Annotated in this window: 12 protein-coding genes; 8 read left to right on the top strand and 4 right to left on the bottom strand. The window is 66.4% G+C overall.

Going from position 1 to position 14,877, the window contains the following annotated elements; all coding sequences use genetic code 11:
• Window positions 1-2 precede the first annotated feature (2 nt).
• From AB4Z27_RS26655 to AB4Z27_RS26645, 3 genes are all read left to right on the top strand, one after another.
• On the top strand, window positions 3-440 hold the full coding sequence (locus AB4Z27_RS26655) for a CopG family transcriptional regulator (RefSeq protein ID WP_441645674.1): 438 nt from the start codon (window positions 3-5) through the stop codon (window positions 438-440).
• A 51-nt stretch (window positions 441-491) separates the two neighbouring features.
• On the top strand, window positions 492-1,643 hold the full coding sequence (locus AB4Z27_RS26650; protein ID WP_441645673.1) for an extracellular catalytic domain type 1 short-chain-length polyhydroxyalkanoate depolymerase: 1,152 nt from the start codon (window positions 492-494) through the stop codon (window positions 1,641-1,643).
• A gap of 218 nt (window positions 1,644-1,861) precedes the next feature.
• Complete coding sequence (locus tag AB4Z27_RS26645) at window positions 1,862-2,221, top strand: hypothetical protein (RefSeq protein WP_143093904.1); 360 nt, start codon at window positions 1,862-1,864, stop codon at window positions 2,219-2,221.
• A gap of 37 nt (window positions 2,222-2,258) precedes the next feature.
• On the opposite strand, the gene AB4Z27_RS26640 is transcribed toward AB4Z27_RS26645, so the two are convergent.
• On the bottom strand, window positions 2,259-2,756 hold the full coding sequence (locus AB4Z27_RS26640; protein ID WP_092295365.1) for a glycine zipper 2TM domain-containing protein: 498 nt from the start codon (window positions 2,754-2,756) through the stop codon (window positions 2,259-2,261).
• A 96-nt stretch (window positions 2,757-2,852) separates the two neighbouring features.
• Window positions 2,853-3,746 carry a LysR substrate-binding domain-containing protein gene (locus tag AB4Z27_RS26635; RefSeq protein WP_441592436.1) on the bottom strand — a complete coding sequence of 298 codons (894 nt, stop codon included), beginning with the start codon at window positions 3,744-3,746 and terminating at the stop codon, window positions 2,853-2,855.
• A 124-nt stretch (window positions 3,747-3,870) separates the two neighbouring features.
• Between AB4Z27_RS26635 and AB4Z27_RS26630 the strand changes: the two genes are divergently transcribed.
• Window positions 3,871-5,082: a M20 aminoacylase family protein gene (locus tag AB4Z27_RS26630; protein ID WP_441592438.1), complete on the top strand. Its 1,212-nt coding sequence runs from the start codon at window positions 3,871-3,873 to the stop codon at window positions 5,080-5,082.
• A gap of 23 nt (window positions 5,083-5,105) precedes the next feature.
• Complete coding sequence (locus AB4Z27_RS26625) at window positions 5,106-6,089, top strand: Bug family tripartite tricarboxylate transporter substrate binding protein (RefSeq protein WP_441592440.1); 984 nt, start codon at window positions 5,106-5,108, stop codon at window positions 6,087-6,089.
• A 90-nt stretch (window positions 6,090-6,179) separates the two neighbouring features.
• Here AB4Z27_RS26625 and AB4Z27_RS26620 read toward each other — a convergent pair whose 3' ends face one another.
• Complete coding sequence (locus AB4Z27_RS26620) at window positions 6,180-8,312, bottom strand: LamG-like jellyroll fold domain-containing protein (RefSeq protein WP_441645672.1); 2,133 nt, start codon at window positions 8,310-8,312, stop codon at window positions 6,180-6,182.
• A 387-nt stretch (window positions 8,313-8,699) separates the two neighbouring features.
• Here AB4Z27_RS26620 and AB4Z27_RS26615 point away from each other — a divergent pair, with 387 nt between their 5' ends.
• Window positions 8,700-11,549, top strand: a complete 2,850-nt coding sequence (locus AB4Z27_RS26615; RefSeq protein ID WP_441645671.1) for an autotransporter family protein — start codon at window positions 8,700-8,702, stop codon at window positions 11,547-11,549.
• Window positions 11,550-11,596: 47 nt separating this feature from the next.
• Here AB4Z27_RS26615 and AB4Z27_RS26610 read toward each other — a convergent pair whose 3' ends face one another.
• Window positions 11,597-12,535 (bottom strand): LysR family transcriptional regulator, encoded by a 939-nt coding sequence (locus tag AB4Z27_RS26610; protein WP_441645670.1) that lies wholly within the window; start codon window positions 12,533-12,535, stop codon window positions 11,597-11,599.
• Between the two features lie 118 nt (window positions 12,536-12,653).
• Between AB4Z27_RS26610 and AB4Z27_RS26605 the strand changes: the two genes are divergently transcribed.
• Together AB4Z27_RS26605 and AB4Z27_RS26600 are read left to right on the top strand one after the other, a co-directional pair.
• On the top strand, window positions 12,654-13,442 hold the full coding sequence (locus AB4Z27_RS26605) for an HpcH/HpaI aldolase family protein (protein ID WP_441645669.1): 789 nt from the start codon (window positions 12,654-12,656) through the stop codon (window positions 13,440-13,442).
• Window positions 13,443-13,711: 269 nt separating this feature from the next.
• On the top strand, window positions 13,712-14,692 hold the full coding sequence (locus AB4Z27_RS26600; protein WP_441645668.1) for a Bug family tripartite tricarboxylate transporter substrate binding protein: 981 nt from the start codon (window positions 13,712-13,714) through the stop codon (window positions 14,690-14,692).
• Window positions 14,693-14,877: the final 185 nt, after the last annotated feature.

Genomic DNA, 14,877 nt, shown 5'->3' with positions numbered 1-14,877 from the left:
ACATGGAACGAAAAATGGACCTTGCGGCACAGGGCGGCGCACTTCGCCCCAAGGGCGGCGAGACCGAAAAAATCACGATCAACCTTGGGCCGGTGGACCTCGGGCAGATCGATCTGCTGGTGGAAGAGGGCTTCTATTCGAACCGCACGGATCTGATCCGGACCGCCATCCGCAATCAACTGGCCGTGCACCAGCAGGCCATTCATGAGACGGTGACGCGCCGCGCGCTGGTGCTCGGTCTGCAGCATTTCTCGAAGCAGGATCTCGAGGCGGCGTTGGCAGCCAATGAGAAACTGGCCATCCATGTTCTTGGTCTGGCAAGTATTGCTGCYGATGTGAGCCCAGCGCTGGCATCGGCGACGATCGAATCGGTTGTTGTACTCGGCGCGTTTCATGCACCGCCCGCGGTCAAGGCCGCGCTGGCAGGACGCATACGGTAGCTTGCGGCAATGTCGCCGCGCCCGGTTCTTCGGGCCAGATGGGAAATCAACGTGAAAATGAACGACGCGTTTCTCGCCTCGATGCATGAGGCCATGCAGCTTCTTCAGACCGCAGGCCCGCTCGAGGCAACCGCCGTTATCCAACGGGCGCTTCGCCAACATTCGGCGGATGCACCCGCGCCGGAATCGCCGCCGATGCCGGCACAGGTGGTCCAGCACCTGCTGGAGCATCGCACCGCCGAGCCGGCTCCGGCTCCGGCTCCGGCTCCGGCTCCGGCTCCGGCTCCAGCTCCAGCTCCAGCTCCAGCCYCACGCGCCGAAGCCGTGGCAAAGGCGGGAGACTTCAGTCAGCGACGATTCGCCAATGAAGCTGGCAAGCGCGCCTACAAACTTTACAAGCCGACAGGCGAGGTGCACGGCCCGATGCCGCTGGTCGTCATGCTGCATGGTTGTACCCAGGATGCCGATGATTTCGCAGCGGGTACGCGCATGAATGCGCTTGCRGACAAGCTCGGCTTCATGGTCCTGTATCCGATTCAGCCGGCCGATGCCAATGCCTCGAAATGCTGGAACTGGTTCCGCCCGGGCGACCAGCAAGCGGGGCGTGGTGAGCCGTCGATCCTCGCGGGCATGACGCAGGAGGTCATTGCGCGCCACGGCGTCGATCCCGATCGCGTATACATTGCGGGCCTGTCAGCGGGCGGGGCGATGGCCGCCGTGATGGTCGAACGCTATCCCGAACTGTTTGCCGCGGCCGGCGTCCACTCGGGACTTCCGGCGGGCTGCGCCCATGACCTGCCATCGGCGCTCGCGGCGATGAAAGGCGGAAAGGGGCTGGGCGCTTCCAGGCGGGGCGCGTCGCCGCACGCCACGCCACGGCGCCCCTTGATTGTCTTCCACGGCGATGCCGACCACACTGTGCACCGCGCCAACGGCGACCGGCTGATCGAGCCCTACGAACAGGGCAGTGCCCAGAAGCGGATCGAGCGCGACGCCAGTCGCGCCGGCCGCCGCTACACGCGCAGCCTGATCACCACGCCGTCGGGCGTCGATGCCGAATACTGGCTGCTCCATGACGCCGGACATGCATGGTCAGGCGGAGGCACAGGCGGTTCGTACACCGATCCCAAGGGGCCGGACGCCAGTACGGAAATGCTCCGGTTCTTCCTGGCCCATCCGCGCCGTCCGCTGCCTCATCAATAAGAGACAATCCGCCGGGTGACGGTGGCGGTGGCGAGCCACTGACTCGCCCCTGCGACCCGTAAGCCCGCATCCCTCCCCTAGTCGGGTGTATCGGTCCCGCACACCCCACTTCGAGACGCGTGCGATAGCGCTGCCTGCGTGATACCGTGCTCGCCGCCCTCACACTCTATCTGCCGACTATGGTCGCCATCCTGCTTCTGGTTGCCGCATTTCTGTTCATGGCCATGCTGTTGCCGGTCAAGGTCACCCTCGCCGTGGTGGTGATTACCGTGGTGATCGGCTTCGTGGTCAAGGTCGTCGCCAGGATGGTGACGGGCGAAGACCCGACCGTGGTCGAGGCCCTGAAGGCCGTGTTTGTAGCGCTACTGTTCAACGCCATCGCGGCGGCGGCCATGGCCAAGCTGACGGGCGGATCGCTGTCCGGCCCCGCCTCGCTCGTGACCTGGGTGGTGACGTTCATCGCGTTCTCGTTCGGCTTCGTCGTGATGCTGAAGGCCACGCTCAAGCAGAGCGCCGTGATCTCGCTGGTGTCCTCGCCGATCGCCGCGCTGATTCTCTTCGCGGCCGTCAAGATCTGACAGCGGCGCGGCCATCGCGCCGCGTTCCCCCGGCCGCTCAGGCCGTCACCCGCACCTTGCCATCTTCCGACCACAGCAGTTGCACGCGCTGGCCCGGGTAGAAGCTGCCTTCGGATGCCGACTGGGTGATCGCCTGCAGCCGGCCGTCGGGCAGCCGGACCGTGATTTCATATCCGGGGTGGCGCTCCACGCCCGACTCGATCTCGTGCCCGGCCAACCCGCCGGCAAGGCCGCCGGCCACACCTGCGAGCAGCGAACCATGGCCGTGCCCGATGGCGCTGCCGGCCACGGCGCCCAGCAGGCCGCCGCCCAGTTCGCCYACCAGRCTCGATCCCTGGCTGCTGTCGTCGATCTGCACCAACCGCACGCGCTCGACCGTGGCCATCGTCACGGTCTCGGGCAGCGAGGTCTGTCCGGCGCTGTAGACGCTGCCCGGCGGCGCGTACTCGGCGCAGGCAGAGGCAAGCAGCGTGCTGGCCAGCAGCATGGCGGCCAGCGGGAAGTGCAGCGATGAAGGACGACGTGTGGAAAACATGGGCGGCTCCTGTCGGACATTGACTGGAGCCACTCTACGGCTGGGCGGCGCAGGGGCGTTTTCCGAAAGCCGGGGACTTTGCGTGTTCGCAGGATGCTATGGCGCCAGGTGGCTGACAAACAGTTCGGCCAGCATGCGCGCGGACGTCCCCAGCGGCATCGCGCGCAGGCGGATGAGGCCGGCCTGCATCGGGGGCGGCAGCGGAGATAGCGCCGCGAACGCCTGCAGCCCGTTGCCATACATCGGATCGGCCAGCAGTTGCGTGGGGCAGTAGCCGATGGCATCGGTGCGGCGCATCAGTTCCGTCATCAGCGTGGGCGATGTGCACGCCGTGATCTGGCGCGGGACGGGGAGGTCGCTCGTCCGCAACCATTCCAGCAACGTCTCGCTCTGGCTGCCCGGGGACAAGTTCAAGGTCCACCGGGCATGCTCCAGCGCCTGCCAGCCCGTCGCACCGGCGAGCGGATGGCCGACTCTGCCGGCCGGGACGGCGCTGACCTCGAACAGCGGTTCGAAGGCCAGCTCGGGCGGCAGCTCGTCCGGATCCGCGATGGCGATGGCGAAGTCCAGCCGGCCTTCGATCAGCCGTGGAATCAGGTCGGCAAGAAATCCTTCGCTCAATGACAGCCGCGCATCGGGCTGCCGGGCGGTGAAGGCCTCCCAGACGCGGGGCAGCACATCCAGCGCCAGAAGCGGGGTGACCGCCGCCGCCACGTGCGCGCCGGCACCGCCCTGCAACGCCCGGATCTCGTCCCGGGCCCGCTCCAGCGACGCCAGCGCCAGGCGGGCGTTGGTGAGCAGCACGCGCCCGGCCGCCGTGAACTCCACCCCCTTGTGGCTGCGCACGAGCAGCTCCGTCCCGACATCGTCCTCGAGTTCGCGCAGCGCCTTGGTCAGGGCGCTCTGGCTGAGATGCAGGCTCCGGGCAGCGGCACGGATGGTGCCGTTTTCGGCGACCTGGACGAGGGCTCGGAGCTGGTGCTGGCGCATGACAAGGGTTCCAGGGGAGGGTGGCGATGATGAACACCAAAGGTGTTCACCATGGAAAATATATCGCCAATTGGTTTTCTCCGGGAGCCATATGATGGAGCGGACCAGAACCGATCCGACCCCCATGACCGACGCGAACTGCAGTGACCCCGATGTGGACAACATGACGGCCTGGCGGCGGCGCTTCCACAGTCACCCGGAACTCGGCTTCGAGGAATTCCGGACCAGCGCCTTCGTGGCCGGCAAGCTGGAGGAATGGGGCTACGACGTCACCACGGGCATCGCTGGCACCGGGCTMGTCGGGCGGCTTCGCTTCGGCAAGGGCAGCCGCCAGCTCGGCCTGCGCGCGGAGATGGACGCGCTGCCCATCCAGGAGGTCACGGGGCTGCCATGGGCCAGCCAGATCCCCGGCAAGATGCATGGCTGCGGCCACGATGGCCACACGGCGATGCTGCTAGGCGCGGCCCAGCGTCTGGCGGCGATGCAGCGAGAGGGCGTGGATTGGGATGGCACCCTGCACCTGATCTTCCAGCCGGCCGAGGAACTGGGCGGCGCMGGCGGGGCGCGGCGGATGATGGACGAGGCCCTGTTCGCGCGCTTTCCGTGCGATGCCGTGTTCGCCATGCACAACTATCCGGGGCGCCCGGTGGGGCGCTTCTATGTCAAGGAGGGCGCGTTCATGGCGTCGTCCGACCGCGCCGTGATCACCTTCCACGGGGTCGGGGGGCATGGGGCGATGCCCCAACTGGCTGTCGATCCCACGATTGCCGCGGCTTCGACCGTGATGGCGCTGCAGAGCATCGTCGCCCGCAATGTCGATCCGCAGGCTGCCGCCGTCATCACCGTAGGGCGCCTCGAGGCGGGAACCACCTACAACATCATCCCGGAGTCGGCCGAACTGGAACTGAGCATCCGGGCGCTGCAGCCCGAGGTGCGGGCGCTGCTGGAACGGCGCATCCACGAGGTGGTCGAGGGCCAGGCGCGCGCGTTCGGTCTGCGGCATGCCATCGTCTATGAGCGCGGCTATCCGGTACTGGTCAACACCGCGCCGGAGACAGCGCTCGCCGTGCGGGTCGCCCGCAAGCTGTACGGGGCTGATTGCGTCGATGACGACGCGACGCCGCTGTGCGCCAGCGAGGACTTCGCCTACATGCTGGCCGAGCGCCCCGGCTGCTACCTGATGATCGGCAATGGCGACAATGGCCACGCGGGCGGCGTGCCGACCGGCCCCTGCAGCGTGCACAACCCCTCGTACGATTTCAACGACCGCTGCCTGGATACGGGCGCGGCATTCTGGGTGGCGCTCGCCACCGAATTCTTCCACCCCACTGCCTGACTGCCATGAACTCGATTCGCAGAATGCTTGCCCGTTGCACGTTTGCCGCTGTCGCTACGGTTGGCCTGCTCGCCACGCCGGGCGCGGGCGCGGCGGACGCGTATCCCTCCAAGCCAGTCGTGCTGATGGTGCCGTACCCGGCCGGCGGGCTCTCCGATGCCATTGCCCGCAGCATGAATACTCGGCTGTCGAAGGCGCTGGGCCAGCCGGTGCTGGTGGAGAATCTCGGCGGCGTCAGTGGCGCCATGGCGGCGCAGAAGGTGCTGAACGCGCCGGCGGACGGCTACATGATCTTCCTGGGCTCGCCGAACGAGGTCATCCTGTCGCCGCTGTCCAATGCGGCGGTGAAGCTGCGTACCGAGGATTTCCGCTTATTGACGCCGGTCACCGTCAACCGGCTCGTGATGGTGGCGCGGCCCGACCTGCCGGTCCGCAGCGTCGACGATCTCATCGCGCTGGCCAAGGCCAATCCGGCCAAGCCGCTGACGTACGGCAGCGTCGGTCCCGGGTCGATGTATCACCTGGTGACCGAGGACATGGCGACCCGGACCCATATCGGCGTGAGCCACATCCCCTACAAGGGCATGGCGCCGCTGATGCAGGACCTGGCCGGGAAGAACGTCGACTTCGCCATCCTGCCGTACGCGGCCAGCTTCCGTGGCTTGTCCGATCAGGGGCGGTTGAAGCTGGTCGGCTGGGCCGGAAACAGCCGCAGCAAGGTCGATCCCGCCATCCCGGCCTTCGGCGAAGGGACGCAACTCAAGGACTTCGACCAGGCGACCTGGGCCGGCATCATGGTCAAGCAGGGCACGCCGGAGGCCGTGGTCGCGCGGCTGCACCAGGCGCTCGTCGAGACGCTGCAGGACGCACAGGTCGTCAGCGGTCTGGAGGCGACCGGTGCGGAGGTGGCCAAGCCCAGCTCGGTGGCTGACGCGCAGCGCTTCCTGCAGGCAGAGACCGGCAAGTTCCGCGCGATGGCGAAGCGGATCCATCTCCAGCCGCAGTAAGCCAGGACCGCAATGTAGAAAGGCCCGTGCCGCCATGCAACATCGCATGGCGGCACGGGCCTTTTTTAGCTAGCGCCTCAACGCCTCAGGTCAGGCGCGGCGTGCCGTCAGCCACTTGTCCGACGCCAGCGGTTCCGTGCAGAGGCGCACTTCGCCGATCTGGCCGAGGAAGCCATTCGACGGGACGTTGCCGTAGACACCGCCGCCCACRAAGAAGCGGCTGGCAGCATTGACGGCGGCGATGCCGCGCGTGTTCGACGCGTTGCGCAGCACCGGGGCGCCTTCCACGTACATCACCGTCTCGTTCTTCGCCGGGTCGTTGACCACGGCGACGTGGACCCACTTCTCGGCGATGATCTCGCCAGACCAGTTTGCGGCCGGGTTCTTGGTGCCGGCCGTGCTCGGCGTGACTTCCCACTGCACTTCGCGCAGGCTGGAGATGGCGAAGATCAGCGGGCTTTCGTCGCCGTCGCCGCTGCCAAAGCCGGCGACCGTGCTGCGTCGGCCCTCGCGCTCCATGATGTTCATCCACGCGTTGTTGCCGGCCGTCCATGACGCCGGCACCTTGATGAATGCCTCGACGGTGTAGCCGTTGTCGAACGTCAACGCATTCAGGGCCGCCGTGGTCTGCGTGGCGAAGTAGCTCATGCGCTGGGGACTGTTCAGTGAATTGGCGAACTTCACGCTGCCCGGGGCAGCCGACAGGAAGTGGTGATCGTTCGACCACGTCAGGTCGCCCAGTTGGGCCGCGCCGCCRTTGGCCAGCGCTTCACGCGAGAGCGGATTGGCACCGGTCAGGTCGTCGATCACCTGGCCGACCGGCACGGCGGCGCCGTCGGTGCCGCCGAAGAAGCGCCAGTGCGCCACGGTGGAAGCCACCAGCGGGTAGTCGTTGGTGTCGGCGGCGGCCTTCTTGTCGGTCAGGCTCGGCTCGGTGTAGTTGGCCAGGATCGCGGCCTTGGCGCGGTCGTTGATCGGATCGTTGCCGGCCGCCGGGATGGCGAAGTCGGCGTTGAAGCGCGCAAAGCGCTTGCGGAAATCGAAGTCGATCTCGAACTGCTGGTTCTTGTCGGTCAGCACCGCTACGTCGAACTCGTTCAGCGTCTCGGTGGGCTTCTGCGGCACCCACGGCGAGAACGAGATGACCTTGATCTTGTTATTGGTCAGGTCGAATTCGTACAGGCGCATCAAGCCGTTGCCGCCCATGTACGCCATCTGGTAGTCGACCACCATTTCCTCGACGGGGTTGCCGAAGTCGTTGGTCTTCGTGAGGTGCGCAGCGCCATGGTAGTGGCCGTTCAGCGTCATGAAGATCTGGTCGTTGTCCTTGATCAGCTTGTCCCACAGCATCAGGCCGTACGGGACTTCCAGCGGGCTGACGCCATCCGGGCCGATATTGAGCAACTGGTGGGTCGAGAGGATGACCGGCACCTTCGGGTAGCGCTTGAGCACGTTGCGCGCCCAGGTGATGGCGGCGTCGGAGGCGCGCCAGGACATCGACAGCACCATGAAGCGGTTGCCGTCCACGTCGAAGAAGTGGTACTCGTGGAAGCCCGACGGATCGCGACCGCCGAAGGTGGCCTGGCGCTGCGCGCGGGTGGTCGGGAAGGTCTTCAGGTACGGTTCGTTGGCCAGGTTGCGCTGCGCGTCGGTGTTCGACGCCTGGCTGCCGGCGTTGACGTAGTCCACGTCCGAGATCACGTCGTGGTTGCCGGCCAGGATCGAGTACGGCGCGCGGGCCGCTTCCATGACTTCCATGGCCTCGTCGGCGATCTGCCATTGCAGCGGCTTGCCCTGCTGATCCACCACATCGCCGAGGTGGATCGTGAACGGGATGCGCAGGTCGGCGGCGTTCTGCGTGATCCACTTGGTCTGCGCCAGGAACGGCGTGGTGCCGTACTTGCGCTGGAACTGCAGGTTCTCGTCAGTGGTGGCGTAGCGCGAATAGAACTGCGTATCGGGCAGCACGGCGAGCGCGAAGCTCGAGACCTTGCCGGACGGCGTGGAGCCACCCGGCGTGGAGCCACCCGGCGTGGTGCCGGGCGTCGTGGCCGGCGTGCCGGGCGCGGCATCGTCGCCGCCGCCGCACGCGGCCAGCAGGGCCGAGGTGCCGAACGACATGCCAAGGCCCGCCCTGAGCAGCAGGCGGCGCTGGCGGTCTGGAATGCCCTCGAGCTTGACGGTATCGATTGCGGATGGCTTGCCCGGTGTCTTGCTTTGCATTTCTACTTCCCTGTTGACCCACGAAAAGCCCGTGATTCTGGAGAGCGCTCGTGACAGGGTGTTGATCGAAATGTGACGGTTCGGATTGACGGAGGGTCCTGCAGATGAGCACGCCGTGCGGCCTTTCCTCGGCCGCACGGCGTGCATTCCGACTAACAGAATGACGTTTAGAGCGTGTCCTCTAAACCATCAGGACGGCGGTGGCAATACCTTGCCACCGTCCAACAGACAGGCGTCGCGCTGTCGCGACAGGACGTTATCTGTAGCGCTTACATACATTTTGCGTCGTGATTTAAGATCGCCCCGCATCACTTTGTGCCAATAACAATACATTTGAACGGGGTGTCAATGAAGTCCAATTTTTGTCGTGGAATCCGACGGGCGGGCGTGCGCGCGCCGCAAGCGTCCTGTATCACCCTGGCTGTTGCGCTGCTGTTTCCGACGGGCGCGTCGGCCGGCGAATATGTTGCCTCCAGTCTCGCCGAGCTGCAGTCGGCCATTACGGCCGCCAATGCGGACGGCGATGCCACTGCCACCATCCGCCTGAGCGCTGACGTGACCATGCCCGGTGGCGTCTGGTCAATCGGCTCGCCTACCAAACCAATCACGCTCGATACGAACGGTTTCGTGCTGACGAAGACCGGCGCGCTGGGGAACTATGTGACATCCGCGACGGGACCGCTGACGTTGAACGGCACCTATACGGTTGCCCCGGACACGGCGGGCGGCACGGCCATGTTGATCAGCGGAGGCGGCCAGGCGATCGTCAACGGCACCGTGACCGGCGGCAACACGACGGTGGCGGGCAGCGAGAGCGGGGTCGCCGTCTCGGTGCTGCCCAACACAACCGTCGTCAACAACGGTTCGATCAAAGGCGGCAGCGGAACGAATTCTGCCAACGGTACGGGAGGCGTATCGCTCTCGACCAATGCCAGATTGGTCAACTCGGCCACTGGCACCATCACGGGGGGCGATGCCTCGGGTGGCCAGGCCGGCACCGCCGTGAACCTGACTGCGACCGTCACGGGCGGCGTGGTCAACGCGGGCACKATTCGCGGGGGCGCCGACCTGAGTGGTGGCGGGGCCGGTGGCGTCGGCATACGCGTCCAGGCGGGTACGCCTACCGTCACTAACTCGGGGCTGATCGAAGGGGGGGCTGGCGCGGGGGCTATCGCCGTATCTGGCTCCGCCGGAACGCTGACGGTCGTCAACGCGGGCACCATCCGCGCCGGTACCGGTTACGCGAATGCCATCGAATATGCCTCGGGCGGCACGGGCCGGGCTGTGCTCGAACTGCAGGCCGGCTCCAACATCGTCGGCAACGTCGTCGCGAACGCCACGGTGGCCAATGACACCTTCCGCCTCGGCGGCGCCACCGACAGCGTGTTCGATGTCTCGACCATCGGCGACACCGCGCAGTACCGTTACTTCGACAACTTCGTGAAGACCGGCGCCAGCACGTGGGCGCTGATCGGTGCCGGCACGGTCACCGCGCCGTGGACCGTGGAYCAGGGCACGCTGCAGATCGGCAATGGCGGCACCAGCGGCAGCCTGGCCGGCAATGTGGTCGTCAACAGCGGCGCCACGCTGGCGTTCAATCGTTCCGATGCCCACACCTATGGCGGCATCGTGTCGGGCGCGGGTAGCCTCGCGCAGAACGGCAGCGGCACCACCGTGCTGACCGGCGCCAACACCTACACGGGCGGCACCGCCGTCAACCTCGGCACGCTGGCCATCGACGGCTCGATCACCAGCCSGGTGACGGTAGCCACGGCCGGTACGCTGTCCGGCACCGGCACGATCTTCGGCAATGTCACGAACAGCGGTACGGTGACGCCGGGCGGCGGCTCGGGCGTGCTGACCATCGCCGGCAACTACATCGGCAACGGCGGCACGGTCCGCGTGAACACGGTGTTTGGCGGCGACGCATCGGCCACCGGGCGGCTTGTGGTGACCGGCGATACCTCGGGCAGCAGCCAGATCCGGGCGGTCAACATCGGCGGAGGGGGCGCGGCCACGGTCGAGGGGATCAAGGTCATCGACGTGCAGGGCGCGTCGAATGCCACCTTCACGCTCGCTGGCGACTACACATTCCAGGGCCAGCAGGCAGTGGTGGCCGGCCCGTACGCGTACCGGCTGGTCAAGAACGGCGTGTCGACGCCGACCGACGGTGACTGGTACCTGCGGTCCACGCTGGCCGAAACGCCTGCTGTCGGCGCCTCGGCGTCAGCCGCCGCCACGCCGCTGCTGGCCCCGACCGTGCCGCTGTACGAAGCCTATTCCAGCGTGCTGCAACGCTTCAACGAGCTGGGCACGCTCCAGCAGCGCGTGGGCAATCGTTCGTGGTCGCCCAACGCCGCCGTGCAGGCCGAGCAGGATGCGGGCAAGCCGGTCATTGGCCGTGGGGCGTGGGCGCGCGTCGAAGGTTCGAACACCCATATCGATCCGTCCACCAGCACGACCAGCGCCAGCTACAACGTCCGCATGTGGAAGTTCGAGGGTGGCGTGGATGCGCCGGTCATCGAGAATCAGGCCGGCACGCTGGTGGTGGGGCCGACCTTCCACTATGGCGTCGCCAATTCCAACGTCTCGTCGATGTTCGGCAACGGCGCGATCGATGCCACCGGCTACGGCTTTGGCGGCACGGCGACGTGGTATGGCAACAATGGATCGTATGTCGATGCCCGCGCGRCCGTGACCTGGTACGACACCGATATCCGCTCGTCGACGCTGTCGACCAAGCTGGCCAACGGCAACCGGGGCAGCGGTGTAGCCACCAGCGTGGAAGCCGGCCACCAGCTCGCGCTGGGSGGCAACTGGTCGATCACGCCGCAGGCGCAGCTCGCCTGGTCGCAGGTGCGCTTCGACGCGTTCACGGACCAGTACGGCACCAATGTGTCGCGCGATAACGGCAACAGCCTGGTCTCGCGCCTGGGCGTGTCGCTCGATCACGAGGCCAAGTGGACCGCCGGCAACGGCAAGACGAGCCGCTCGCACGTCTACGGCATCACCAACCTGTACTACGACTTCCTGCACGGCACGTCGGCGCGCGTCGCCGACCTCAGCGTCGTCAGCAAGGAGCAGGCGCTGTGGGCTGGCCTGGGCATCGGTGCCTCGCTGAACTGGGACGACGATCGCTACACGGTCTATGGCGAACTGCTGGCGCGCACCAGCCTGCAGGACTTTGGCGACAGCAATGCGATTGGCGCCAAGCTTGGCGTGCGTTATCGCTGGTAAGGCAGCGGCGCGACCCCATGACTGTCCGGCACAGAAGGGATGCCGGCTCATGTCTGACCGGAGAAGCACCGCTGGTCAACCGTGTAACCGGCTGCGATCTCCACCGCCTGTTCGACGAACGGCAAGGTCAGCGGATTGCCGATTTCCTTGTGGAAGGCGATCCACAGTTCAAGGGTTGGTACGTCCCGATTGGCGATCCGTCGATACACCACGCCCTTGACCGGCTGCGCGGCGGCCGAGGCGGGCACCAGGGACACCGCCACGCCGGCTGCCACCATCGCCATCATGGCGTGGTGACGCGCCCCGTCGTGCATGCACGACGGTACGACGTTGTGCTCCGCCAGCCAGGTCATCATCAGGTCGTGCGCATACTGGCCGTGACGCCGTTCGAGCGTGGCAAGGCTTTGGCCATCGAGGTCACGCGCATTGACGCTGGATTTTCCGGCCAGCGGATGGTTCSCGGGGGCGGCCAGGACATAAGGCTCCGACATCAGGCGGCGCGCCTGCAGACGGGAATCGGTGACAGGCGGCCGCAGGATCGCCACATCGAGTTCGTTTCCCAGAAGGGACTGGATCATCGCTTCGGAGCTGGTCTCGCGCAGCGAGTACAGGACGCCGGGCACATGCGCCGAGAATTGCCGCAGGATGTCCGGCACCAGTTCGATGGCGGAGATCGCGGTCAGGCCGATGCCGAGGTGTCCGACGTTCTCCCCGCGATCCACCTGGGTCACCATTTGCCGCGCGCGGTGCTCGATGTCGAACAGCTTTTCCGCCTCCGCCCGCAGGACCTGGCCTGCCGGCGTCAGTCGCACGCTGCGCTTGTTGCGCTCGAACAGCTGGGCGCCGATCTGCGCCTCCAACTGCTTGATCTGCAGGCTGAGGGGCGGCTGGGTCATATTCAGCCGCCGCGCCGCGCGCGTGAAATTGAGCTCGTCAGCCAGCACGAGAAACGAGGTCAATACGCGGAGTTCGAGGGGCGTGTACATATACAGGATTTGTATAAGTCAGATACAGAAGTAATATTGGAAATATAACTCGCGAGTACGCAGAATGTCTTCACCCAGTCCCCATCAAGGGGGCGAGACCAGAACAACTGCGCGAGACATGACCATCCAACACCCCCTCGACGACCGCCTCCCGGCGCTGCTGCGCAGCGGCGAGCCCCTCCGCGGCATCTTCACCGCCTTGCCCAGCCCGGCCATCGTGGAGATGTGCGCCTACGCGGGCTTCACCTTCGTCATCATCGACAACGAGCATGGCGCGGCCGGTTTCGAAACGACCGAGCACATGCTGCGCGCGGCGCGTGCCAGCGGGATCATTCCTGTTGTGCGCTGCTTCCCCGGCGATATGGCGCGGGTACTGGACATGGGGGCGAGCGGCGTCCAGGTGCCCATGATCGAGACCGCCGATGCGGCGCGCGACCTCGTGCAGCGCGTCCGTTACCCCGCCATCGGCCGGCGCGGCAGCGCCTTCAGCAGTCGCGCGGCCGGCTATGGCGCCTTTCCCGGCGCTCCGCACACCACGCGCAGCAACGAGGGCGTGGCGCTGATCGCCATGATCGAGACGCCCGAGGGCGTGGCCAACGCCGCGGAAATTGCGGCAGTCGAGGGAATCGACGCAGTGTTTGTTGGCCCCAACGACCTGTCGCACGCAATGGGCTTCGGCAACGACTGGAAGGCGCCGGCCGTGGCAGCGGCGATCGAGCAAGCGCTGCGTGCCATCGATGGTCAGGGCAAGTGCGCGGGCATCATCGCGCTGGGCGCCGACGACGAGCAGCGCTACGGCCAGTTTGGTGCGCGCTATTTCGCCACGGTCGCCACCACGCTGATCACGCAGGCGTTCCGGCAGGCGGCGCAGCCTCCCGACATGCCGGCGCCGACGCTGCGTTACTAGTTCGGCCCGGCACCGGGCCAGTCAGTGGCTCGCCATTCCCCATTCACGACGACATTCGCGTGCGCCGCTACGGCAAGCCGCGCCAGGCAGCATGAGCGCACGCCGGGGCGGGCCGGTCGATTTCGGCGGCAGCGTAGTGCTGGTGACGGGCGCAACGGGCGGCCTGGGTCCGCCATCTGCCAAGCGTTTGCGGGAGCGGGCGCGTCGGTGGCGGCAGCTCTATTGAGGCGGGGCCTCCCTACAAGAACTGGAGACAAAACATGAGATTCATGAATCGCTGCGCACTGCGCGTTGCCCTGGCAATGGGAGGGCTCTCGCTGGTCATGGCCACGCCGGGCGTGTGGGCCGATACCTGGCCGAGCAAGCCAATCAAGTATGTGGTGCCGTTCTCGCCGGGCGGGGTGTCGGATGCCACTGCCCGCATCGTCGCCGAAGGCCTGTCGCAGCGATTGGSACAGCCAGTCGTCATCGATAACAAGCCAGGCGTATCGGGCATCCTGGGGACGCAGTTTGTGGCCCGTGCCGAGCCTGATGGTTACACCATCATGGGCGGCACCATTACCACGCACGCGGTCAATCCCTTCTTCTACAAGAAGCTTGGCTATGACCCGGTCAAGGACTTCGTGGCGGTGAATCTTGTGGGCACGGTCAGCAACGTGCTGGTGGTGTCGAACGACAGCCAATACCAGTCGGTCGRCCAGATCGTCGCGGCCTTGAAGGCCAAGCCTGGTGCGTTGACGTTCGGCACGGCGGGACCGGGCAGCTCGCAGCAGTTGTCGGGCCAGTTATTCCAGAACATTACGGGTACGCGCCTGCAGCAGATCTCCTACAAGGGCGGCGCAGCGGCGATGACGGACCTGATAGGCGGCCAGATCGACATGGTGTTCGAGACGGTTGCCGCCGCCAAGCCCATGCTCGACGGCAAGCGCGTGCGCGCGATCGGCGTGACGTCGGCGCACCCGCTGCCGAGCCTGCCCGGGGTGCGGCCGYTGGCGGAGCWGGGTCTGAAGGGCTTCGAGATGCAGTCATGGCAGGGCATTTTCGCGCCAGCGGGCACGCCGAAGCCGATTGTCGATCGCCTCGCCACCGAGATCGCGGCTGTCGTCGCGACGCCGGCCGTGCAACAGCGCTTGCGCGCGCTCGGCGTGGAGCCGGAGGGAAAGCCGTCCGCTGCCTTCGCCGCGTTTCAGCGCTCGGAAGTCGCAAAGTGGGGCAAGATCATCCAGGCCGCCGGGGTGGTACCAGAATGAGCGAGACAGCACCTGCTTCCTGCTTTACGCCCCCGAGTACTTCAACGCCTTGCGCAGCGTCGATAATGACGACCCTGGAAAGGGCGTTGCGAGCCTCCGCGGACATCCATTGACGTGTGGCGGGCTGCCCCCCCCCGCCCATGCACCGAAAACGCAGGTCATGCACCGAAATGTCCTCGCGTTAA

The sequence above is a fragment of the Cupriavidus sp. KB_39 genome, assembly GCF_052114485.1.
Classification (GTDB): Bacteria; Pseudomonadota; Gammaproteobacteria; order Burkholderiales; family Burkholderiaceae; genus Cupriavidus.
Note: the sequence above shows the minus strand (reverse complement) of the source record. Positions and strands in the feature narration are given on the sequence as shown.

Coding starts and splice junctions, on each gene's coding strand:
- AB4Z27_RS26645 (WP_143093904.1), top strand. CDS start 1,862: ATGGCCATGCTGTTGCCGGTCAAGGTCACCCTCGCCGTGGTGGTGATT.
- AB4Z27_RS26635 (WP_441592436.1), bottom strand. CDS start 3,746: ATGCGCCAGCACCAGCTCCGAGCCCTCGTCCAGGTCGCCGAAAACGGC.
- AB4Z27_RS26625 (WP_441592440.1), top strand. CDS start 5,106: ATGCTTGCCCGTTGCACGTTTGCCGCTGTCGCTACGGTTGGCCTGCTC.
- AB4Z27_RS26605 (WP_441645669.1), top strand. CDS start 12,654: ATGACCATCCAACACCCCCTCGACGACCGCCTCCCGGCGCTGCTGCGC.